The organism is Methanomassiliicoccus sp. (assembly GCA_012719175.1).
Lineage (GTDB): Archaea > Thermoplasmatota > Thermoplasmata > Methanomassiliicoccales > Methanomassiliicoccaceae > UBA6.
The window spans coordinates 302490-324593 of the sequence record JAAYAX010000004.1 but is presented as its reverse complement, the minus strand read 5'-3'; the positions used below and the strand labels follow the sequence as shown (position 1 = coordinate 324593).

Sequence of the window (22104 nt, the reverse complement as noted above, 5' to 3'; positions counted from 1 at the left end):
TGACCGGATCGGACCTAGGATTGATATTCATCATCATTGGGGTGATCATGTTGTTGGCGGAGGCTGTGACCCCCGGAGCGTTCCTGGTGGTCCCCGCCACAGTATTGATCGTGTTGGGTGCGCTGGGTCTGGCCGCGCCTGACCTGCTTCTAAGCATATGGTCGCCCTTACTAGCTCTCGCTGTTGGGGTGCCAGTGTTCCTGCTGACAGTGAAAGCTTACCAGAAGCTGTCTCCTTCCATGCCCCCCACCACAACGGTGGCCACGTCCCTCGTGGGGATGGAGGGCACGGTTGTGACCGACGTATGCCCCGAGAACATTAAGGGCAAGGTGAAGATAAAGAACGATGTCTGGAGCGCGACCTCCACCCGTCCCATAGCGGTGGGATACAAGGTTCGCGTGGTATCCAGCGAAGGAGTCCATGTCAAGGTGGAGCCCATAGAGGACGCCCCCATGGCAGAGTGCAAGTGAGGAGGTAAAGAAATGGTAGATATTTTGGCACAGGTAGATTTAGTCACAGTCGGACTATTGGTACTGGCGGTCGTCGCCGCCGTGCTCATACTCATAACCGGCATCAGGATCGTAAAACCTTACGAGCAGGCCATCTATATCTTGCTCGGTACATACAAGCGGACGTTGAATCCGGGTTTCAACTATGTGTTCCCATTGATAAGCGAGGTCGTCAAGCTGGACCTCAGGACCCAGGTGCTGGACGTTCCCAGTCAGGAGGTCATCACCAAAGATAACTCCCCTACCAACGTGGACGCCATCATCTACATCAAGGTCATCGACCCCAAGAAGGCGTACTTCGAAGTTACGAACTATCGGGCCGCTACGGTGTACCTGGCGCAGACGACCCTGAGGGCCATCATCGGCGATATGGAGCTGGATGAGATCCTATCCTCCCGTGAGAAGATCAACCTCCGGCTGAGGGACATTCTTGACGATTCTACCGACAAGTGGGGCATCAAGGTGGAAGCGGTGGAGATCAGGGAGGTCGATCCCGCCCCCAAGGTCAAGACGGCGATGGAGGAACAGACCTCCGCAGAACGTCTGAGGAGGGCAGCCATCCTGCGTGCGGACGGCGACAAGCGCGCCGCCATTCTTAGCGCTGAAGGATCGAAGAGAGCCCGCATCCTGCAAGCGGAAGGTGTACGACAGTCCAAGGTATTGGAGGCAGAGGGTGAGAGGCTAGCGATCATTCTACAGAGCCAAGGTGAGGCCCAAAAGCTGCGTATCCTGGCTGTGGGTGCCGGCCCCCTCGACTCCAAGGCGCTGGCAGTGCTCTCTATGCAGACCATGCAGACCCTGGGTTACTCCCAGTCGACCAAGTGGATACTACCCTTCGAGGTCACCAAGGTACTGGAGGGAATGTCCGAGTTCCTGGGTGTATCCAGGCAGACCCCCACCCGCGAGGTCTGCGATATAGATGGATTGGAGAAGGCCGTGGGCAAGCCTGAGGACATCCTAGGCCCTATACCCACTCCGGATGAGCTGCGCAGCGAGCTGAAGGGTCTGGAAGACATCATGGCCAAGGAGAAAGCGGAGGCCGAGGCCATCGGGGCGCTGGGATCCGGAAAACCGGACAAGGAAATGCTTCTTTGATCCCATAAACAAACCTTTTCCGCTCTTTTTTCTTCCACTGTGAACAGATCGGCACGATTTCGGGTCGCCATTGCATTGGCACCCTACAATTTTCACACGATACTACGGTCAGTATCACCGAGGATATTGAGAAACAGGGAGTTATATACGCTCGAAGCGAACCAGCAACTCAACGATCCTCGATGCCGAATGGTCAAGGATGGTGAGAGATAATGGGATGCCGTAGATTACTGATTATCATAATGTGTGCTTCAGTGCTCCTGTCGAGCTTTGGTATTGTTTTCGATGGGAATATTCAGGCAACATCTGCCGCCAATGCGGAGATGAGCTCAGCACAATCACATGCTGCTGGGGCTAGTGCGCCAATGGGAATAGTTCCCTTTGTGACGATCACCTCGCCTAGCGAGGGCTTCTGCAACAACACCGGCAATGTCACGGTCACATGGGAGGCCGGTCCGTACATCTCGCACATTGACGTAAGTCTCGACGGGGCTTCCGCCGTCAATGTATCTACGAACACCAGCATCACCTTCGATCCGCTGGAGGAGGGGAACCATAACGTGAACGTCACGGCCTACAACCCTGAATTGTACGCCGTGTATGATGAAGTGAACTTTATCGTGGACATGACCGTGCCTACCTTGACGATCAACTATCCGGTCGTCGGCGCATGGTACAACGTTACCACGATCAACGCCACCTGGACAGCGTCTGATGGCGGAAGCGGGTTACACAATACCTCGGTATCATTTGACGAGGGTGATTGGACCGAGGTCACCGTTGAGTACTACGAGCTCACCTCCCTGGCCGATGGACAGCACAACATCTCCGTCCGCGTGATCGACAACGCCGGGAATATGCGCACATCTACCAAGACCTTCAACATCAACACCGTCCTGCCCTCCGTACACATAACCGCTCCCGCGGAGGCACAGCTGCTCAGCTCCACAGGCGTGACCGCCACCTGGGAAGGTGATCCCTCAATAGAGATCGCCAACTACTGGGTGAGCATGGACGGCGATGCTTGGACGGATATCGACATGAACACCTCCTACACTTTTACTGGTCTTACTGAGGGTGAGCATGAGATCTCCGTGAAGGTAAGCGATTTCGCCGGCAACGTGAACACCAGCTCAGTGTCCATTGATGTCGATAGTATATCTCCTGAGGTGCTCTTCTCATCTCCCAACGAAGGGGCGATGATCGGTACCAATAACGTGATCGTGGCATGGACAGTGAGCGAGGCCGGTTCAGGGGTAGCGGACACCAAGGTCCGTGTCGATGATGCCACTTGGGAGGTCGTCTCTGTCAACAATCATACAATCACCGATCTTGCTGATGGTCCTCACACCGTCGTGGTGAGGTCTACCGACCATGCCGGCAACTATGAGGACGCCACCCTGACCTTCGTCGTGGACACCGTTGCTCCCACTGTAATGGTCACACCAGTAGGCACTAACGTTGCCATCGGCACAACCATAGGCGTGGCCTTCTCCGAGGCCATGGACCATGACACTGTCAGCATCTTAGTCAACGGTGTAACGGGCACCCTCACTTGGAACGGGAACACCGCGATATTCACCCCCTCCGCCTTCCTGGACCATTCCACCACCTACACGGTGGCGGTGGAAGGTCAGGACCTGGCAGGGCATGAGGTCAGTGAATCGTGGTCGTTCACCACTATGAGCAACGAGGGCTCCATCTCCGGTACAGTTAGGGACCCTGATGGGAACCTGGTGGACAACGCTACCGTTGCACTATCGAACGGTCAGGTCACCACCACCGATGAGTATGGGCACTTCGAGTTTTCCAACGTCAGTGCCGGCAACTACACCTTGGAGATCACCAAGGCCGGATTCCCCACCGTGACCCAGAACGTTGAGGCAGGTGCCGGCCAGGAGATCGATCTGGGCAGCATCAGCTTCCGCTCCAGCACTGCCGGTGGCGACGATTCCAACGGCACGATCATCCTCGCTGCCTCTGGCATCATGGTAGTGGCGATGGTGGCGTTCCTGCTGCTTGCAGGACGTGGCCTGAAGAAGTAGTGAGTGAAAGAGGCTGGGAAGCCTCATTTTTATTTTATTATATTCTATTTAATAATCGATATGCTGCAGATCTTCGCTCCGAACAAACTTACATTCTGAACAAAATTTTACAATGGAGGTGCAGGCATTCATCCTAGGTCCCAAAAAGTCTTCAGTGGATGGATCATTCCTTCGCTTGTTTCACGGAGTCGGGGTCCTTCATCACCTGGGCGAGAGCGAAGATGCACCTGCGGCAGTCCCCCGAACCGGTCCGTTGGTCATAGCTACACTCGCGGTCTAGGATCTTACATCGGTAGTCAGCGTACCCTCCCTTTGAGAAGGGCTTGAATGCAAGCGCTTCCACTTCTGTCGGTGCTCGCTCGGTGGCATCCCTAAACCAGTTCCAAGGCGCGTCCATGAACATTGAATGTCCTGCCTGGAAATAAACCTGAGCGAGGTTCATGGAGACCGGACGCCGGTGAAACATGACCTTGAGCACAAAGGAGAAAAACCTGTGAGGGATAAGGGTGGGGCATGGCAGAAGAGAACGTGACCAGCAGCAGTGTAGAGCGAATATGCCCCAACTGCCAGCACTTTTATGAGCACGGAAAGACCGAGTGGGAGGATGCCAAGGAGTGCGAGGACTGTACCCGCCGTGGAGGCATCTATGATCATTGGAAGGAGAGGGCGCCCCAGGTCCCGTGAGATCAAGCCATTCTATTCCCAGCTTACATCCAGTCGAAGATGGAGTGTAGAAACATTCGATTTCGAGCCCGTGCGAAGGTCATCTATCGCATCTAGAGTTCAACTTTTCATAACCTTGTGAGCACCTCGCCTATGTGAACTCCTTTCGATAATCCTCTCACATGCCTCAAATAGGACCGGAATGGCGGCGCGGTCGCTGAACGGGACCTTGGCGCTGCCCTTACCGAACTTGGCCTTGGGCAGGAGCGACTTGAGCTCTTCGATCACCTCGAAGTCCAGCGTATGAAAGGTGAAGTGTTCCTTGGCCACGGAGAAGGCTATGTATTGGCCATCGAACTTGAAGGTGGGTATCTGGTATGAGATGATCTCCTCGAGAGAGGGATGATTCTTGCGCATGTATCCGATCATGGTCGTCAACCACTCTTTCTTGTCGCCATCGAACCTGCCCACGTAGTCGTCCACGGATCCCATTTCATCGCCTCTTCCTGGTATTTCCATCCTGTAGTCAATGTGATGACCACCTGCTGTTGAAAAGCCTATGCTCCCGCCCTTCGCCGGTTAGGAACCGCAATATCGTTCTCGATCAGTAATAATGGAGGCAGATCTCTCAGTATATGAAAAAATGACTCTCCCTGCACCACCGCTGGATGCGGTAGGCAGGGAAGGGTTTTGGAAAGGATAGGTCGCGTTGCTCAGATGATGCCTTGGTCCAGCATCGCTTCGGCCACCTTGAGGAAGCCTGCGATATTGGCACCCACGATGTAGTTGCCGGGGCTGCCGTACTTCTTGGCGGCATCAGCAGAGTTCTTGTGGATGTTGATCATGATCTGATGCAGCTGGTGGTCCACCTCGTCGGCGGTCCAGGAGATTCCGATGTGGTTCTGGCACATCTCCAGGCCGGAGGTGGCGACGCCACCGGCGTTGGCTGCCTTTCCGGGACCGAAGAGCACGCCGTTCTCGATGAACAGCTCCGCAGCCTCAGGGGTGCAAGGCATGTTGGCACCTTCTGCCACAGCGATCAGGCCATGGTCGATGAGGAATTTGGCATCGTCCTTGTCCAGCTCGTTCTGGGTGGCGCATGGAAGGGCGATATCGGCCTCCACCTTCCAAGGCTTCTCTCCCTTCCAGTAATCGCAGCCGAACTTGTCTGCATATTCGCAAATGCGGCCGCGCTTGACGTTCTTGAGGTCCATGATATACTGGCACTTATCCAGGTCGATGCCGCTAGGGTCGTATACGGTACCATCGGAGTCAGAGACGGTGATGACCTTTCCGCCTAGCTGTGTGACCTTCTGTGCAGCGTACTGGGCGACGTTCCCGGAGCCGGAGATGGCGACGGTCTTACCCTCAAAGTTCATGCTCTTGGTCTTGAGCATCTCCTCGCAGAAGTAGGTGCATCCGTACCCGGTCGCCTCCGGTCTGATGAGAGAGCCACCCCAGTTGATGCCCTTACCCGTGAGAACGGAGTCGGACCTGTTGGTGATCTTCCTATACTGGCCATAAAGGAAACCGATCTCCCTACCGCCCACGCCGATGTCACCGGCAGGTACGTCGGTGTTGGGCCCGATATGCCTGTACAGCTCGCTCATGAAGTTCTGGCAGAACCTCATGACCTCTGCATCGCTCTTCCCCTTGGGATCGAAATCCGAACCGCCCTTACCGCCACCCATGGGCAGGCCGGTGAGGGAGTTCTTGAACACTTGCTCGAAACCGAGGAACTTCAGTATGCCCAGGTTGACCGATGGATGGAAACGCAGGCCGCCCTTGTAGGGGCCAATGGCGCTGTTGAACTCAACCCTGTAACCACGGTTTATCTGGACATTGCCGTTGTCGTCGGTCCAGGTGACACGGAACATGATCTGGCGATCGGGTTCGATGATCCTATCGATGATCTTGGCCTTCTCATACTCAGGGTGCTTCTTCAGGACCGGCTCGAGGGACTCCAGAACCTCACCCACGGCCTGGTGGAACTCTTTCTCACCCGGGTTCTTCGCTATTGTCCTTTCCAATAGATCTTTGGTTGGCATTGTACTCGTGCTCCTCATTTGCGCTTGATAGCGATGTGACTTAGGAGCGAACGAATATCGTTTATTTAATAGCTATTCATGACAACATATTGATAGTATAATTAAGAAAAATAGCATTTTTCGTCTGATTAATCTCCATATATTATACAAATGTTTTATTTTCGATATTGAGCTTAGATATATAATCAAATAATTTCGTAGTAATCAATCCATCGAACATACATAATACGTTCAAAAAATGTTCATCTGTTTGTCATTAAGCGTTCTTTCTAGATATTCATGTTACGAAGTTTACCGAAGTACGAACCATCGGTCAAACACGTTAAATAATAATAGAAAATACGAAAAACGAACATCCGTAGGCTTCTAATGAGAGACCGTCCTAGGCGCAACCGGCACATGCTAAATATGTCGAAGTGCATGCGACGGCCCACTAGAGTCCTAGACCCTGGAGGGGGGAATTAGTGATGAACGATACCTGCCTTGCAGCCGTGAGTATAGACCAAGACCTCTGCAGCAGATGCAAGGTATGCTACTCGCTCTGTCCGTTCGAAGCCATCTATCAACAGCCTGAGGACGGCAGAATAAAGATCGACATCCAGAAGTGCCAGGTCTGTGGCATATGCTCCAGTTCCTGTCCGGTGTCGGCCATTGAGATGGCGTACTATGATCATGAGGGCCTGCTGGAACACATCCGGGAGGCGACCGGGAACGAGAACGAAGATACACTGGTGATTATGTGCAGAGGCAACTCCCCCAGTAGCGGTGAGATAGAGGATATCCTCGCCGCACAGGGTCTGGGTGGAAATAGCTACTTGTCCATGCGCGTTCCCTGTGCGGGCAGGATACCCATGGACTTCATATTCAACGTCCTCCGGTCCGGCACGAAGAATATCATATCGGTGCAATGCCAGGACGGCTTCTGCCGTATGAAAGAGGGCACTTCGATCGAGACCAGGCGCATGCTTCTAGGCATGGCCGTGATTCAGCAGTTCGGCTATCCACGGGATGCGCTGAAGGTCGTGAAGTATTCACGTAAGGCGATGTGGATCAACCAGGAATGTGTGGGATGCGATAAGTGCGTATTCATATGCCCCTATGATGCCATAATCGCGGAGCCGTTCTCCTCGCCCAAAGTGATCGAGGATAAATGCGTGGGCTGTGGAGCGTGCCAACTGGTGTGTCCTCATAAGGCCATACAGGTGAAGGGCTACGAGTTCGACAATGTTCTCGCCTCGTACGGAGGGGCCGCGAAGCGGATGAGGTCTCAACGTGACCTGCCGGCCATCCTCGTGTTCAGCTGCCAGTGGTCCGAGTTCTCTGCCCTGGACGATCCAGAAAGGATGCTCAAGGGCAAGAATGCCATGGTCATGGAGGTCCCTTGCTTCAAGGGAATGGATCCCGTCCATGTCGTCAACGCGTTCAGACATGGGTTCGATGGGGTCATGGCTGTGGTTTGCTCGGATACGGATTGCAAGCTACAGAAGGGAAGGGATGTGGCGGACAGGCAGCTGGAGGTCCTCCAGAACGCCCTGAAGAAGTTGGGATTGAGCGACAGGTTCGAGCTCCATGAGCTCTCCCCTCGATGCGGGAGCGAGTTCGCTGCCAAGTTCGACGATTTCCACGAGAAGATCATGAATTTGTCGAAGCAATGCATCGTTACCAGGGGGTTGCAGCCGTGAGTTATGAGATATTATTGAAGACCCAGCTGGCGCATAAGGAAACGCTGTTCGAGGTCAGCGCCCCGGAGATAGCGGCCAAGGCCCTGCCGGGGCAGTTCCTCATAGTCATCCCCCGTGCTGGGGGAGAGAGGGTACCCCTCACGATATGCGGCTATGATGCAGAGCAGGGAACAGTCTCCTTCGCCTTCCATGAGGTTGGTAAGACCACCAAGGAGCTGGGGACGTTCGAGAAGGGCGACTGCCTGTACAATGTCACTGGACCGCTTGGCAATCCTTCGGAGATAAAGAACTATGGTCGGGTGCTGTGCGTGGGCGGGAGCATAATGATCGCCCCGCTTCTCTTGCAATCGAAGGCATTGAAGGCCGCGGGTAACCACGTTACGACGGTCCTGGGCTGCCGCAGCAAGGACTTCCTGTTCATGGTCGATGATGCCAAAGCCTGCAGCGATGAGGTGCTCATAGCCTCCGATGACGGCTCCATCGGCGAGAAGGGGATGGAGTTCCTTGATGAGCTACTCAACAAAGAGAGATACGACCGGTGCGTGGTCATGGGTCCAGTGGTCATGATGAAGAAGGTGAGCGAGATCACCAAACCCTACGGCATACCCACGGTGGTCACGTTGACACCTATAATGATCGATGGCATGGGCATGTGCGGAGTATGCCGTGTGACCGTAGACGGTAAGATGCTCTTCGGTTGCGTGGACGGCCCCGAGTTCGATGGCCACAAGACCGACTTCGACGAGCTGATCAAACGTCAGCGCACCATGTTGCCTGAGGAGAGGCTAAGCTCCATACTATGGGAGACCAGCGGAGGCTGCGACTGTGAACGGCAGTGAGCCCGATACCAAGAAGGCCGCGTCCACGAAGCGGCAGCAAGCGGTGGAGATGCCCAAGCAGGAGCCGGAGGACAGGGTCAAGAACTTCCGCGAGGTCGCCCTTGGATACACCGAGGAGATGGCCCATGAGGAGGCCAACAGGTGCCTCCAGTGCAAGAACCCCCAGTGCCGTAAGGGCTGCCCGGTGGATGTGCCCATACCGGACTTCATCAAGTGCATCACCGAGGGCAATTACGCGGACGGCATATCCGTGATCAAGACCAAGAACGCGTTGCCGGCCGTGTGTGGCCGCGTCTGCCCCCAGGAGGAGCAGTGTCAGAAGATGTGCATCCTGGGCAAGAAGGGGAACCCCATCAGCATCGGCCGCCTGGAGCGATATCTAGCGGACTGGGAGCGGGAGCACGGCGTGCATGTGCCGGAGCGGGCGCCGTCGACCGGAAAGAAGGTGGCGGTGATCGGCGCCGGGCCTGCAGGCCTGACCGTCGCTGCTGACCTAGTCAAGCTGGGCCACGATGTGACGCTGTTCGAGGCGCTGCACGTGGCCGGCGGGGTGCTGATATACGGCATCCCCGAGTTCCGCCTGCCCAAGGACATCGTGCAGAAGGAGGTGGAGTACGTTCAGAAACTGGGCGTGGACCTCCGGCTGGGCAACCTCATCGGGAGGATACACACCATACCCGAGCTCATGGAGAGCGGATACGATGCCGTTTTCATCGGAAGCGGGGCCGGGCTCCCGCAATGGACCGGCTGCCCCGGGGAGAACCTGGGCGGGATCTACTCGGCGAACGAGTTCCTTATCCGCGTCAATCTGATGAAGGCCTACGACTTCCCGCAAAAGGACACCCCCATCCGAGTGGGCAAGCATGTGGTGGTCATAGGCGGCGGTAACGTCGCCATGGACTGCGCCCGCATATCCATGAGGCTAGGCGCCACCGTATGCCTGAACTACCGCCGCTCGCGCAAAGAGCTACCTGCCAGACAGGAAGAGATCGAGAACGCCGAGGAAGAGGGACTTATCTGCAGGTTCCTAAATGCTCCCCTGGAGTTCTATGGTGACGACAAGGGTTGGGTGAGGGCCATGAGGTGCACCGAGATGGAGCTCTGCGAGCCCGATGCCAGCGGCCGGCAGAGCTGCCGGATCATTCCCGAAACCGACTTCACCATGGATGCGGACACGGTCATTGTAGCTATCGGTCAGACCCCCAATCCCATCATCCAGCGCACCACCGCGGGGCTGGAGACAAACCCGCGCAACGGGACCATCATCATCGACGATGAAGGTAGGACCAATGTTAAGGGGGTGTTCGCCGGTGGAGATGTAGCTACAGGGGCGGCCACCGTCATCAGCGCCATGGGAGCCGGTAGACGAGCGGCCCAGGCCATGCACGATTACCTTACGAACCAGGAGCCCAAGGAGGGGTCATCATAGACCGGAAACTGAGGATCGCGTTCTACTGGGCCGCCAGCTGCGGCGGCTGTGAGATCGCCGTGCTGGACATGAACGAAAAGATACTCGATGTCGTCAAGGCGGCGGACATAGTGTTCTGGCCAGTGGCCATGGACGTCAAGTACAAGGACGTCGAGGCCATGCCCGACGGTCACATCGATATAACGTTCTTCAATGGCTCTATACGTAACAGCGAGCAGGAGCACATGGCGAAGATGTTACGTGCCAAGTCACGTACTTTAATAGCCTTCGGCTCCTGCGCCAACGAGGGTTCCACACCCGGGTTGGCCAACTTCCTTAACGCCAAAGGGATCTTGGAGAAGGTGTACCTAAGCAACGATCAGGTGTCATCGGACGGTGGAGTGATACCCAAGCCTGAGACCCATGTAAAGGAGGGCGTTCTTCACATTCCAGTATTCCACGATGCAGTGAGGACCCTTGCCCAGACCGTTGATGTGGACTACTTCCTACCCGGCTGCCCACCCCCTGTCGTGCTCATCAACAGGGCGGTGGAAGCGATAGTCAAGGGCGAGCTGCCTCCCAAGGGATCGGTGCTGGCGCCCCTGCCGGCGGTGTGCGACGAGTGCCCTCGCAAGCGGGAGAACAAGAAGATCACCACCATACACCGGGTGTATGAGCTTACACCGGAACCAGAACGCTGTCTCATGGAGCAGGGCATCATATGCATGGGGATGGCCACCCGAAGCGGCTGCGGGGCCCAGTGCCTCAAAGTGGACATGCCCTGCACCGGCTGCGGGGGCGCGACCCCTAACCAGCCGGACATGGGAACTGGAATGATCACGGCATTGGCCTCGATCCTCAACCCCGGCAAGGAGCCGGGAACATATGATGAGGAGGAGGTCAACAAGCTCATATCACAGATAAAGGACCCGGCAGGTATCTTCTATATGTACAGTCTGCCGGCCGCCATACTGCGCAGGAAGGAGATGAAAGAATGAAGGAGATAACCATCGACCCCATCACCCGGCTGGAAGGCCACGGTAGCGTATCCATATTCCTCAACGAGGCAGGCGAGGTGGAGAACGCATACCTCAAGGTACCCGAGCTGAGGGGCTTCGAGGCCTTCTGCCTAGGACGACAGGCGGAGCTCATGCCCATAATCACCACTAGGATCTGCGGAGTGTGCCCGGTCGCGCACCATTACGCCTCCGTGAAAGCATTGGACGCGGCCTTCAACGTTACGCCGCCCCCGGCCGCCAAGAAGCTGAGGGAGCTCCAGTACATGGGCTATATCATCTACGACCACACCCTGCACTTCTACTTCCTGGGAGGACCGGACTTCATAGTGGGGCCGGACGCGCCCGCAGATAAGCGCAACATCCTGGGCGTGATAGAGAAAGCAGGGCTGGACGTCACCATGGAGGTCATCAAGCACCGTGCCTATGGTCAAAAGATCACGGAGATCCTCGGTGGGAAGGCCACGCACCCCGTGAGCGGTCTGCCTGGTGGGATCAGCAAGCCTCTCAGCGAGGAGAACCGGCTGTCCATACTGCAGATGGCCAGATCGTCCGTCGACTTCGCCCAGTTCACGCTGCAGCTGTTCCACGACCTGGTGCTGGACAACCCTCAGTACCTGGACATGATCAAGAGCGATGCCTACACCATGAGGACCCATTACGCCGGCACCGTGGACGCCAAGAACCGCGTGAACTTCTACGACGGTGACGTCCGGGTGGTGGACCCCTCAGGCAAGGAGTTCTCTCGCTTCGGCGCTGCCGATTACCAGGACCATATCGAGGAGCGCTCGGAGGAGTGGACCTACTCCAAGTTGCCCTTCCTGCGCAAGATCGGCTGGAAAGGCTTCACCGATGGTCCTGATAGCGGAATATACCGCGTCGGCCCCCTGGCCCGTCTGAACGCCGCTGATGGGATGGCCACGCCCCTGGCGCAGAAGGAGTACGAGAGCATGTTCGGTTTGCTGGGCAAGCCTGTCCACGGCACCCTGGTGTTCCACTGGGCCCGGCTGATCGAGCTGCTGTACGCGGCCGAACGCGCTGTGGAGCTGGCCACCGATCCAGAGATCACCAGCACCTATGTCCGCAATCCGGTGGGAGAGCCGGGCGAGGGGATAGGCATCGTGGAGGCCGCTCGGGGAACGCTCGTCCACCACTACAAGCTGGACGAGAACGCCCTGATGCGAAAGGTCAACATGATCGTCGCCACCACCAACAACTATCCGTCGATCTGCCTCAGCATCCGTGATGCGGCCAAGGGCCTGATACACGAGGGGAAGGTGGACGCGACCATACTGAACAAGGTGGAGATGGCCTTCCGGGCCTACGACCCCTGCTTCGGCTGCGCCACTCACTTCGCGGTCGGGCAGATGCCATTGGAGGTCAAGCTCTTCGACCACAACAAGGAGCTGCTGGACTCCGTGTCGCGGTAGCCTCAAACCCATTCTCATCTTTCTTGAGGTGGTAACTGCTTTTGAAAAGGCACGACATGAACGTCGAGGAGGAGCTGCGTTCCTGGTTGAACGACGCTCGCAGAGTGGTGGTCGCTGGCATCGGCAACGCCATCCGTTCAGATGATTTCGTGGGCGTCAAGGTGGTATCGGACCTGCAGGGAAAGGTGTCGCCGACGGTAACTCTCATCGAGTGCGAGACCGTACCCGAGAGCTTCGTGGACGAGATTGTGGAGATCAGACCGACACATGTGCTCCTGGTAGATGCTGCCCTTATGGGCCTCGGTCCCGGAGAGGCTCACCTCTACGAGGCGGAGGAGGTCATGAACGTTCCTTCCATCTCCACCCACACGCTACCTCTGAGGGTCTTCTGCGAGTATGTGAAGAGGCTCACCGGGGCGAAGATCGCTCTTGTGCTGATCGAACCGAAGAACGTGGACTTCGGCGAGGGGTTGAGCAATGAGTTGGAGGCGGCAGCGAACAGGGTGGAAGCGGCGATACTGAACAGCTTACCCTGAACAATTCCGCCTTATCCAGGCGTTTAAATGGTATTCGGTTGATCTATTGAAGGTAAGATAGCCTGATAATGGAATGCGGTGTACTTTAAGAAAAGGAGGGTCACCTTCGACGTGGGTTCACCGAACGCTGGGTCCGGTTCTGTATTTCAACTTTCTTCGATCGCTTCTCCCTGTTCTTCTCTCTTACCTTGCGCTCCTTTACTGCCTTAATCTTTATCGTAGGCGCTTCAGCCATTATCAGCTCTAGGTCGGTCATGCCTTCCCTATGATATGAGAGGAATATTAGGGAGCATAATACTGACGGCTCAATGAAATTAATCTTGGCCTGAATATATCATTCTGGCTTCAGATTATCCCCAAAGTGTGATATGGACAGACCGCTCACATCGAACGTTACCGAATGGAGAATTGAAATTTTTTTCTTCGAGCATACTCCCCTTTCTATCAAGCCAACCATAAGTTTTTCTAATTGGCCGTATGATGTGTTATCTTGCGGCATAATATCAGGTGCCGTGATGAGGATGGTCCGATGAAGAATTGGAAGGGAGATACGAGCGGAGGAATAGTGTCCACGGCTGTCTGGTTAATTATCCTGTTCATTCTCGCCGCGGCCATATCGGTGTTCCTGCCTCAAACATGGAACGATATAACCCAGTTCATAAATGGGATATGGACCGATGTCTACCAGTGGTTGAACGGGACCTGGGAGTCCCTCAGAGAGTTCTTTAACAAGCTGCTTAATGTCATCTGAGGTTTGAACGCCTCAGCTATTTTTCATCAAAAAATCCCATCCTTTTAATTCACATTATTTCGCTCAATCGACCTCGTTAACTACTGGGCTGGAACCATCGAACTTTCTGGAGGACATTTGTCCTTGACCGCTGCTGAAAGGACCACCGCAACGATCGCCATCACCAGCCCGACGAGCATCACCCCATGGAAACCTAGCATGAAGGTTCCGGGATCGAGGTCCGTGAAGGGAACGTTCCCGGAATCACTGATGAAGGAGAAGAGCGCGGCGAAGAGAGCCGCTCCCACAGCGGCCCCGAAGTAGCCGGAGACCGCGATCAGGGCTGCTCCCGTTCCCTCCTCTCCTTCCTGCACATGTTCCACTATCCGGCCTGCGGCGGGGCCGGAAAAACCCCACAAGATCCCCGAGAGGATGGCCACGGTGATGAGGGGTAGCAGACCCATCGAGGGATCGATGAAGATCAGGATCGCGCAGGAAATGGCCATGGCCAGGCAGGACACGACGCTGAACCACCTGCGCCCGACATGATCGGACCATCTCCCTATGGGAACGCTGATGATGACCGTGATGGCAGCTTGAATGAACATGTACATCCCGCTGGTCGCGGAGTCGAACCCCATGATCAGCGCGAGGTAGAACGGAATAAGGTACCATTTGCCCGTACCGACGAGGTTTATCAGGAAGTATGCGATGAACACCGGGCTGAACTTACTGGATCTGAAGATGCTCAGGTTCAACAGGGGCGCTTCACAACGACCCTCCCAGATGATGAAAAGGATCACAGAAACAATGCAGATCGTCACAGCGGATATGATCTGAATGTTCTCCAAACCAAGGTGCGTGGACCTTTCCAGCGCGAAGATGCCCGTGATGGTGGCCGTCACGAGCAAGATAGAACCAGGCACATCGAAGTAGGACCTCACATAGCCTTCATCCTGGGGTAAGGCCCGGAGCAGGAATGCGATCCCGGCCACACCTATCGGCACATTGATGAGGAAGATCCAGTGCCAAGAGAGGAACTCTGTAAGGATGCCGCCTAGCGCCGGACCCGAGGCATATCCTATGGATGCACCCGCCGCGATCACCCCCAAACCTATACCAAGTCTGTTCTCAGGGAGGAACCTCACGCACAACAGGGGGGAGCAGGCCCCCATGATGGCTGCTCCGATCCCCTGGAAGATACGGCTTATCAGCAAGGTCTCGAACGAGTTCGACAGACCGCAGCTGAGAGAGAAGAGGGAGAAGATGATGAGCCCTGCAACGAGGATCTTCTTGATGATGCCACGGTCGGCAAGTTTACCGAAGATCAGCAGCAGGCTGGCCATCATCATGAAGTAGACCATGGTGATCCAGACGGCGGTGCCCGCATCGATAGCGAAGGAAGATGTGATGTATGGCAGGGCTATGTTCACGATGGATGCGTCCAGGCCATCCATGAAAACGACGAAAACGATGGCGATGAGCAGCAATGCCTGACCCTTGCTGTCCCTGATGACCGCCATCTTCTTTTCGACAGGATTCAACAGTATTAAAGGATTGGACGCGGACGCTTTCTGGCGAATGAGCATCAGGCAAAAGGAAAGAGGAGATCGGGGACGGTGGAACGAACCGCATGCGAGGAGATGGAGTCGCCACCGATATCCACAATTCCGCTTCAAGGAGGAGGGAGCTGGAGAGGAAGAACGAAGACGAGCAGAGACAACTGGACTGTTGCATCCCCCCTTCACTCACTGGTTGCGTAACCTGGAGCATCTCGCTTTTTCATCATTCAGGAGGTACGCGGAGAGTCATCAGCGAAACGCTCATGTTAGTAGTTCCCCGCGTGCTATGACATTTACGTTAAAAGCTATCCATCCTTGTTCAGGGAGCCAAATAGCAAGGTGGCCTTCATCATGGAGGTGCTTGACGATATGGATGAGCAGCGAATGTGAATGATATGCCAGCGAGCTCAACTCGAAACATCAGTTTGGTGTCACTACGTCTTCATTGAAAATGAAGAAATGTTGAAATCGATATTCTGAATTGTAGTCGATGGTTAATGAATTTGCAGGACAATGTGGTGAATGCGTGAAGTATAATCCCACAGTTGGAAAATTTGATAATGTAAATTATCGCATACGAGCCGACATCGAGGACGATACTGGACGACTGGCAATCCTGTTCGACATGGATGGCGTACTTGTCGATGTGACATCTTCCTACCGCCGGGCCATTCAAGAAACCGTGTGTTATTTTTCCGGAAATGAAGCACCGCTCGAGGAAATCCAGGCCCTCAAGAGTAAGGGAGGGTACAACAATGATTGGGATCTTACCGAGGCGATCCTGGTCAGCAGGGGGAAGAACGTACCAAAGATCGACATAATCGAAAAGTTCCAGGAACTATACCGTGGAACCAAGGACAAGGAAGGCTACATTGAGAGCGAGAGATGGCTGCTATCGAGCCAACTGCTCACACGGCTGAAGACCAGATATGCTCTTGGCATAGTGACCGGAAGGCCGAGAGATGAGGCCCTGTTCGTTCTCAGGAAATTCAACATGGCGCATCTATTCGATGTTATTGTGGCCATGGAGGATTATCCGCCCGAAAGGTCCAAACCCGATCCCTATGCAATAAACCTGGCATTGAGCAAGATCTGTATAATGGATGCTATATACATTGGCGATACCATTGATGATATGATAGCAGCCAGACGAGCTGATGTTAGCCCTATTGGCTGCATCTCCCCCGGCGTGGTAGATTCCCAAGTGAGGGACCTTCTAGTTAGGAATGGAGCAATAGCGATCTTGGAGGACATAAACGACATCGAGCGCATCCTACCATAAGCGAATCAGCATATGCTCGATGAGATGGTGCGATGAGCTCGATCCTCCCTCTTTGTCGGCGATGATAGGACGGAACGGCGGACTGAACGCCCCACTAGATTGTTTTCCGATCGGTTTGGTCCCTGGCATCGCCCTACCTTCCAGCCACCCATTATGTCAGCTCATGATGGAATTTCATAGCTACCTTGACACCTCGCACAAGGAAGACCTTGAGGATGGAGCGAGGTAGGCGTCTGGATGGCCAATGATACATCCGTCGAGGGCTTACTTACTGAAGGGCATGTCGAAGAGTTCCCAGAACTGACTGTACTCTGCCATCCGCTCGGCTCTTGATAGGAGCTAGATTGTGATACTGATAGCCGTGGCCTTGAGACACTCCCTTTCTTGGAAGTGGGGTAGAAAGAGCTGGCGGACAAGGAAGGCGACAGTTTGATCGCGCTCGGGAAAAGCGGAAAGCCAGTACCCTTAAGCCGTCGCCAGTGGGTGAGCTCGTCAGCATGCTTTCATATTACTTCAATTGACACAATGAATTTTGTTTAATAAATAAATAAATAACAAACTATATTTTTGCTCAAGATCCCTGTTCATATTCTTGCATCAAAGCCTTAGACGTTTTACATAGGAAGTAATCAGCTATTCTAAGCAGGATTGATGTAGATCTATCTACGGTAAATAATATATGGTTTTAGAACAATTTTGCCACATGCATTGGGGGAGCAAGGAGAGATTCAACAGGACAGGATTCCTCTGTCTAATTATTGGTTTTTTTATACTGTTCGCTTTTTCCACCCTGCCACTTGATAATTTTTATTCCAGTTATCTTCTTTTCACGCTGTTCATAATCCTGGGTATAGTCCTCATCATTCTCGGGATCATAATACTGGTCGTGAACAGTCTTAGAGATGAATGACCAAAATTTGAGCGATTTGGTCTGGTCACAAATGTTGATGCAACAATGGTACCAGATCTCTATAAGTAAGGTTCATCGACCGCTGATTTTTCACATAAATAAAGGCATCAGGTTACATCAGTATGGCCAAACCCGATGTGGGGTTCAATGCACCAATAATCAATTTAGACGACCCATATGAAGAAAGGTAAAAAGGGAGTGCGGGCGACGGGATTCGAACCCGTGTTATAACCTTGGCAAGGTTAAGTGATAACCAACTACACTACGCCCGCTTGTGCCACTGTCAACAAGCTTCTCCCATTTATATTTTGCTCACTTTTTATGTTCTCATTATTGGATACTGGAAGGGAGATTGGTCAGGGACTGACGGCGATGAGGATGTCCCTCACCTGCAGCGTCTCCACGGCCTTCCCCTCGATCATGAGCTTCTTCTGCACCTCCACGAAGCTGGGATCAAGCTCGACCTTGCTCCCGTCCGAGAGGACCAGCTCCAGGGCGCCCTTGTCCAGGGCCGCTGCGGCCTCCTGGGGATCGATCGCCGCCAGCATATCCAAGACCTCCTTGCCCTTGGTCTTGAAGGTGGGACCGACCTTCGACTTGACCGGTTTTATAGCCACGACCTTCTGCTCCAGGTCGGCCTCGGTGACGATCTTCAGCTCCTTCGCCCGGGAGGTTTCCAGGATGTCCTTCTCGTAGCCAACAAGGGACGGTGCCGATGGCCCGATAAGCTCGATGAGCTCCAGCTCCTTGTTCAGTGGCAGCTTCCTCTCCGCCTTCCAGGAGCGGATGGCGCTGACCACGTCCTTCACCAGGTCACCGCGGACCTCGTCCTCGTCGGAGAACAGAACTGGCTCCGGCCATGTGGAAACGTGAATGCTCCTGGCCCCGTCCATAGCGCTGAACCCGTCTTGGTAAATGTCCTCGGTTACGTGCGGCAACAAGGGAGCTATCATCTTGGCGATGCCCAGGGTGATCGTATAAAGAGTGAAACGAACGCCGTCGTCCCCCTCCCGGGTGCGGTACTTCACCAGCTCCAGATAGTGGTCCGCATACTCGTGCCAGGCGAAGTCCTCGATGACCCTCATGGCCTTGTCGAACTGATAGCTCTCGTAGAACTGCGTCGCCTCCTTGACCACCTTGGAATAGCGGCTCAGGATCCACCGGTCCAGGGGCTGGAGGCCGCCCATCTCCGGAAGTTCCTTCACCACCATGTTGGTGAACTTGCCGATGTTCCATAGCTTGGTCGCCAGCCGCTTGCCGTGAATGACGTCCTTCTCCCTGAAGGCATTATCCTCCCCCAGAGCACATGTGCAAGCATAGTACCGCAACGCGTCCGCCCCATACTCCTCAAGGATGGGCACGGGATCGATCACATTGCCCAGCGAGGAGTGCATGGGGGTTCCGTCCGGCGACATGATGAACCCGTGGATCATGATGTGGTCCCACGGCCTCTTATCGGTCATGAGGTAGCAGCGCAGCAGGGTGTAGAACGCCCACGTCCTGATGATATCGTGGCTCTGTGGCCTCATGGACATGGGGTACAGGCGGTCGAAAAGTGCAGGGTTCCTCTCCCAATGAGTGTTGAAGAGGGGGGAGATGCTGGAGTCCATCCAGGTGTCGAAGACGTCCTGGCAGCCGACGAGCCTCCCCCCGCACAGGGGGCAGCGGTCCACGGGGGGCTTGTCCACCGTGGGATCGATGTAGCAGTCCTCCTCTTTGGCCGGGAAGACATATCCGCAGTCCTCGCACTCCCAAACCGGTATGGGGGTGGCGAAGAACCTCTGCCTGGAGATGACCCAGTCCCATTGCAGGCTCTCCACCCAGTCCTTTAGACGTACTTTCATGAACTCTGGGTGCCACTCCACCTCGTCCGCGAGCTTCAGCACCTGCTCCTTGAACTGCATGGTCCGCAGGAACCACTGCGGTACCTGCAGGAACTCTATGGGAGTGTGGCAGCGCCAGCACCCGCCGACGTTCTGCTTCACATCCTCCTGCTTGATCACCAGCCCGGCGGCCTTGAGGTCCTCTATGACCGCCTGCTTGGCCTCCTTAACTGAAAGGCCCTGGTACTTTCCGGCGAGAGAGGTCATCTTCCCTTGCTCGTCGATGGCCTTCTCCAGCGGCAGGTTGTACTTCATGACCCACTCCAGATCGGTCTTGTCACCGATGGTGCATATCATCACCACGCCGGTTCCGAACTGGGGGTCCACCTTGTCGTCGGCAATGACATTAATGCTCTTGCCATACAGCGGCGTCAGCAGGGTCTTGCCCACCAGGGGCTCTTTATCCTTATCCTCAGGGGACACGGCCACCAGCTGGCATGCACATATCAGCTCGGGGCGGGTGGTGGCGATGATGATATCCTCGTCGGTACCCCGGACGCGGAACTTTACGTAGTTAAGCTTGGTGACATTGTCCGAGTACTCCACCTCGGCGTCCGCCAGGGCGGTTATGCACGAGGGGCACCAGTTCACAGGGTACGTCCCCTTGTACACCAGGTCCTTCTTCAGAAGGCGCAGGAAGGTGATCTGCGTGATGCGGCGGTAGTAGGGGGCGTCCGTTTGGTAATAGATGGAGGGGTCCATGCTCTCTCCCAGCACCTCGAACTGCCTGGTCATCTCGTCGATGAAGGAGTTGGCGAACTCCGAGCACAGATGAATGTATTCCTGCCGAGGCACGGTGAGCTTGGTGATGCCGTGCTTCTTCTCCACCTTGACCTCTGTGGGCGTCCCATTGACGTCGAAGCACAGGGGGAAGAAGACGTTATGGCCACGCATCCTACGGTAGCGGGCCGCGAAGTCGATCAGTGAGTATCCGGTGGCGTGTCCCAGGTGCAGGGAGCCGGACGTGTACCGGGGAGGGTTGTCTATGCTGTATACGGGAGCGGTCGAACTGGGGTCGAACCTGTACAGCTCCCACTCCTTCCACTTCTGCTGCCACTTCCTCTCGGTCTCTACTGCTTCGTATTGTGCCATAAACGGCTTCGGACATGTCCGGTGTAGATTAAAGCATTTGGCCGGGTAGCGATGCCCGTGGATAGGAACGATAACCTTTACGGCCCTATGGGAGAAAAAAATCGGGGCCGGTGCCCCCTGATCAGTGGTGCCCGATGTTCTTCGTCCTCCGACGATGGTCCAGCTTCAGCTCCTTGTGGTCGATGATCCTACGCTCGAAGGTCTTCATGAGCGTGGACGTCGCCTGCACCAGGTCCCACTCGGTGGCACTGGCCGTGTAGAGGCGTTCATGGGTGGTCAGGCGCCCATGGAGGGAGTACTTGTAGTTCAGCCCCTCGTCCTTGTACGCCGCCACGTGAAGATCGAACATCACCGGAGTCTCGATGGCGGCTATCTTCTTCATGGAACTCTCGATCTCCGTGACCATGACGTCCTGCGCGAACTTGTCGTCGTCGCTCAGGCCGGAGATCTGGATGTAGAGCTTGTTCCTCTCACGAAGAGAGGCCAGGAGGGCCACGAGATCATACTTGCTGACGATGCCCAGCAGCTTCCCGAAGTCCACCACCGGAAGCGTGGATATTCCCCTGTCCAGCATGACCTTCGCGGCTTCGCCCAGGGTCATTTCGGGCGCGGCTACCACTGCCGGTTCCACCGCCACCGAGCCCACCTTGACCTCGATGGGAAGGCTCTCCCCGGCAAACTCGCCCACTGTAGCCCTGTCACGCATGTGCCAGTTCGCATGAGAGATGTCCTTGATGCCCACCACACCGATGATTCGATCGTGGTCATCAACCACCGGGAGGACCCTGACCTCCATGGCGCTCATGTACCTCACCGCGTCCTTCACGCTCGTGTCCAGCTTGACCGTTCTGACCTCCTTGGACATCACCTCGGTCACCGGTATGCGCTGCAGCTCCTTCACGTCCTGAATTATTCGCAGCATACCCGACCGGGAGACCACGCCTATGATGGTCCCGTCCCTGGTCACCGGCATCTCCCTGAAGCCGGAGTTGATCATGATCTCCGCTACCTCGGTGACCGGTGACACTACGGTGACGTTCTGTGGCCTCAGGAGCAGCGTCTCGGCCTTGGCCTCAATGGAGATGTTCCTCCTCTTCAGGAGGGTACCGTAGCTGACCACTCCCATGAGCTTCCCTCCGTCGACGGCGACAGGCATCTCATGCATGTCCAGCTCCTTCATCTTCTTGAGGACCACATTCACAGTGTCCGAGGGGTAAACGGTCTCAAAATCCACGTTCATGATCTTCTCCAGACCCATGGCGTCCACCTCGGCCCGGAGCCTTTCCTGCCTGTTCGCTCCAACCAGTTCCTCGGCTTTCATAAAAACCTCCCTCTGTTGGACCGGCCTTCTGCCTTTTCCCCGTGGCCATGGCG

The 22104-nt window shown here is 55.4% G+C and carries 19 protein-coding genes and 1 tRNA gene; 12 read left to right on the top strand and 8 right to left on the bottom strand.

Translation table 11 applies throughout. From position 1 onward, the window contains the following. Positions 1-47 precede the first annotated feature (47 nt). From GXX95_02060 to GXX95_02050, 3 genes are all read left to right on the top strand, one after another. Positions 48-470 carry an NfeD family protein gene (locus GXX95_02060; GenBank protein NLT36929.1) on the top strand — a complete coding sequence of 141 codons (423 nt, stop codon included), beginning with the start codon at positions 48-50 and terminating at the stop codon, positions 468-470. Between the two features lie 12 nt (positions 471-482). After that, complete coding sequence (locus GXX95_02055; GenBank protein NLT36928.1) at positions 483-1604, top strand: SPFH/Band 7/PHB domain protein; 1122 nt, start codon at positions 483-485, stop codon at positions 1602-1604. Positions 1605-1969: 365 nt separating this feature from the next. Further along, on the top strand, positions 1970-3649 hold the full coding sequence (locus tag GXX95_02050; GenBank protein ID NLT36927.1) for a hypothetical protein: 1680 nt from the start codon (positions 1970-1972) through the stop codon (positions 3647-3649). 163 nt (positions 3650-3812) lie between these two features. Here GXX95_02050 and GXX95_02045 read toward each other — a convergent pair whose 3' ends face one another. After that, positions 3813-4046, bottom strand: coding sequence for a hypothetical protein (locus GXX95_02045; protein ID NLT36926.1), 234 nt, complete (start codon positions 4044-4046; stop codon positions 3813-3815). A gap of 116 nt (positions 4047-4162) precedes the next feature. Here GXX95_02045 and GXX95_02040 point away from each other — a divergent pair, with 116 nt between their 5' ends. After that, positions 4163-4333, top strand: a complete 171-nt coding sequence (locus tag GXX95_02040) for a hypothetical protein (GenBank protein ID NLT36925.1) — start codon at positions 4163-4165, stop codon at positions 4331-4333. Between the two features lie 99 nt (positions 4334-4432). Here GXX95_02040 and GXX95_02035 read toward each other — a convergent pair whose 3' ends face one another. Then, positions 4433-4804, bottom strand: coding sequence for a DUF1801 domain-containing protein (locus GXX95_02035; protein ID NLT36924.1), 372 nt, complete (start codon positions 4802-4804; stop codon positions 4433-4435). Between the two features lie 221 nt (positions 4805-5025). Further along, positions 5026-6360 carry an NADP-specific glutamate dehydrogenase gene (gdhA, locus tag GXX95_02030; protein NLT36923.1) on the bottom strand — a complete coding sequence of 445 codons (1335 nt, stop codon included), beginning with the start codon at positions 6358-6360 and terminating at the stop codon, positions 5026-5028. Positions 6361-6827: 467 nt separating this feature from the next. Between gdhA and GXX95_02025 the strand changes: the two genes are divergently transcribed. Genes GXX95_02025 through GXX95_02000 form a run of 6 tightly spaced genes read left to right on the top strand, consistent with a single transcriptional unit; the run spans position 6828 to position 13271 of the window. Next, complete coding sequence (locus GXX95_02025; protein NLT36922.1) at positions 6828-8042, top strand: hydrogenase iron-sulfur subunit; 1215 nt, start codon at positions 6828-6830, stop codon at positions 8040-8042. Continuing rightward, the gene (locus GXX95_02020) at positions 8012-8881 is read left to right on the top strand and encodes a sulfide/dihydroorotate dehydrogenase-like FAD/NAD-binding protein (GenBank protein ID NLT36921.1); all 870 of its coding nucleotides are present in this window, start codon (positions 8012-8014) and stop codon (positions 8879-8881) included. Before GXX95_02025 ends, GXX95_02020 begins: the two co-directional genes overlap by 31 nt. A 49-nt stretch (positions 8882-8930) precedes the next feature. After that, positions 8931-10310 (top strand): NADPH-dependent glutamate synthase, encoded by a 1380-nt coding sequence (gltA, locus tag GXX95_02015; protein NLT36920.1) that lies wholly within the window; start codon positions 8931-8933, stop codon positions 10308-10310. Then, entirely contained in the window at positions 10307-11287 is a 981-nt protein-coding gene (locus tag GXX95_02010; GenBank protein NLT36919.1) for an oxidoreductase, read from the top strand. The genes gltA and GXX95_02010 overlap by 4 nt, the downstream gene beginning before the upstream one ends. After that, a complete protein-coding gene (locus GXX95_02005) occupies positions 11284-12735 on the top strand; it encodes a Ni/Fe hydrogenase subunit alpha (protein NLT36918.1) in 1452 nt (483 codons plus the stop codon). The genes GXX95_02010 and GXX95_02005 overlap by 4 nt, the downstream gene beginning before the upstream one ends. 56 nt (positions 12736-12791) lie before the next feature. Then, positions 12792-13271 carry a hydrogenase 3 maturation endopeptidase HyCI gene (locus GXX95_02000; GenBank protein NLT36917.1) on the top strand — a complete coding sequence of 160 codons (480 nt, stop codon included), beginning with the start codon at positions 12792-12794 and terminating at the stop codon, positions 13269-13271. A 100-nt stretch (positions 13272-13371) separates the two neighbouring features. Here the strand turns inward: GXX95_02000 and GXX95_01995 are convergent, their stop codons facing one another. Next, on the bottom strand, positions 13372-13527 hold the full coding sequence (locus GXX95_01995) for a hypothetical protein (GenBank protein NLT36916.1): 156 nt from the start codon (positions 13525-13527) through the stop codon (positions 13372-13374). 273 nt (positions 13528-13800) lie between these two features. Between GXX95_01995 and GXX95_01990 the strand changes: the two genes are divergently transcribed. Continuing rightward, entirely contained in the window at positions 13801-14022 is a 222-nt protein-coding gene (locus GXX95_01990; protein NLT36915.1) for a cytochrome c biogenesis protein ResB, read from the top strand. An 80-nt stretch (positions 14023-14102) separates the two neighbouring features. Here GXX95_01990 and GXX95_01985 read toward each other — a convergent pair whose 3' ends face one another. Continuing rightward, on the bottom strand, positions 14103-15524 hold the full coding sequence (locus tag GXX95_01985; GenBank protein NLT36914.1) for an MFS transporter: 1422 nt from the start codon (positions 15522-15524) through the stop codon (positions 14103-14105). 565 nt (positions 15525-16089) lie between these two features. Here GXX95_01985 and GXX95_01980 point away from each other — a divergent pair. Next, a complete protein-coding gene (locus GXX95_01980; protein ID NLT36913.1) occupies positions 16090-16845 on the top strand; it encodes a TIGR01548 family HAD-type hydrolase in 756 nt (251 codons plus the stop codon). Positions 16846-17954: 1109 nt separating this feature from the next. Here the strand turns inward: GXX95_01980 and GXX95_01975 are convergent. The 3 genes from GXX95_01975 to GXX95_01965 form a co-directional block, all read right to left on the bottom strand. Next, a tRNA-Gly gene (locus GXX95_01975) sits at positions 17955-18027 on the bottom strand. 84 nt (positions 18028-18111) lie between these two features. Then, complete coding sequence (locus GXX95_01970) at positions 18112-20730, bottom strand: valine--tRNA ligase (GenBank protein ID NLT36912.1); 2619 nt, start codon at positions 20728-20730, stop codon at positions 18112-18114. Positions 20731-20851: 121 nt separating this feature from the next. Beyond that, the gene (locus GXX95_01965; protein NLT36911.1) at positions 20852-22051 is read right to left on the bottom strand and encodes a CBS domain-containing protein; all 1200 of its coding nucleotides are present in this window, start codon (positions 22049-22051) and stop codon (positions 20852-20854) included. Positions 22052-22104 lie beyond the last annotated feature (53 nt).

Excerpts from the sequence above, each read along its gene's own strand:
- GXX95_02060 (NLT36929.1), top strand. The coding sequence starts at position 48 with ATGTTGTTGGCGGAGGCTGTGACCCCCGGAGCGTTCCTGGTGGTCCCC.
- GXX95_02055 (NLT36928.1), top strand. The coding sequence starts at position 483 with ATGGTAGATATTTTGGCACAGGTAGATTTAGTCACAGTCGGACTATTG.
- GXX95_02050 (NLT36927.1), top strand. The coding sequence starts at position 1,970 with ATGGGAATAGTTCCCTTTGTGACGATCACCTCGCCTAGCGAGGGCTTC.
- GXX95_02045 (NLT36926.1), bottom strand. The coding sequence starts at position 4,046 with ATGGACGCGCCTTGGAACTGGTTTAGGGATGCCACCGAGCGAGCACCG.
- GXX95_02040 (NLT36925.1), top strand. The coding sequence starts at position 4,163 with ATGGCAGAAGAGAACGTGACCAGCAGCAGTGTAGAGCGAATATGCCCC.
- GXX95_02035 (NLT36924.1), bottom strand. The coding sequence starts at position 4,804 with ATGGGATCCGTGGACGACTACGTGGGCAGGTTCGATGGCGACAAGAAA.
- gdhA (NLT36923.1), bottom strand. The coding sequence starts at position 6,360 with ATGCCAACCAAAGATCTATTGGAAAGGACAATAGCGAAGAACCCGGGT.
- GXX95_02025 (NLT36922.1), top strand. The coding sequence starts at position 6,828 with ATGAACGATACCTGCCTTGCAGCCGTGAGTATAGACCAAGACCTCTGC.
- GXX95_02020 (NLT36921.1), top strand. The coding sequence starts at position 8,012 with ATGCATCGTTACCAGGGGGTTGCAGCCGTGAGTTATGAGATATTATTG.
- gltA (NLT36920.1), top strand. The coding sequence starts at position 8,931 with ATGCCCAAGCAGGAGCCGGAGGACAGGGTCAAGAACTTCCGCGAGGTC.
- GXX95_02005 (NLT36918.1), top strand. The coding sequence starts at position 11,284 with ATGAAGGAGATAACCATCGACCCCATCACCCGGCTGGAAGGCCACGGT.
- GXX95_02000 (NLT36917.1), top strand. The coding sequence starts at position 12,792 with ATGAACGTCGAGGAGGAGCTGCGTTCCTGGTTGAACGACGCTCGCAGA.
- GXX95_01995 (NLT36916.1), bottom strand. The coding sequence starts at position 13,527 with ATGACCGACCTAGAGCTGATAATGGCTGAAGCGCCTACGATAAAGATT.
- GXX95_01990 (NLT36915.1), top strand. The coding sequence starts at position 13,801 with ATGAAGAATTGGAAGGGAGATACGAGCGGAGGAATAGTGTCCACGGCT.
- GXX95_01985 (NLT36914.1), bottom strand. The coding sequence starts at position 15,524 with ATGGCGGTCATCAGGGACAGCAAGGGTCAGGCATTGCTGCTCATCGCC.
- GXX95_01970 (NLT36912.1), bottom strand. The coding sequence starts at position 20,730 with ATGGCACAATACGAAGCAGTAGAGACCGAGAGGAAGTGGCAGCAGAAG.
- GXX95_01965 (NLT36911.1), bottom strand. The coding sequence starts at position 22,051 with ATGAAAGCCGAGGAACTGGTTGGAGCGAACAGGCAGGAAAGGCTCCGG.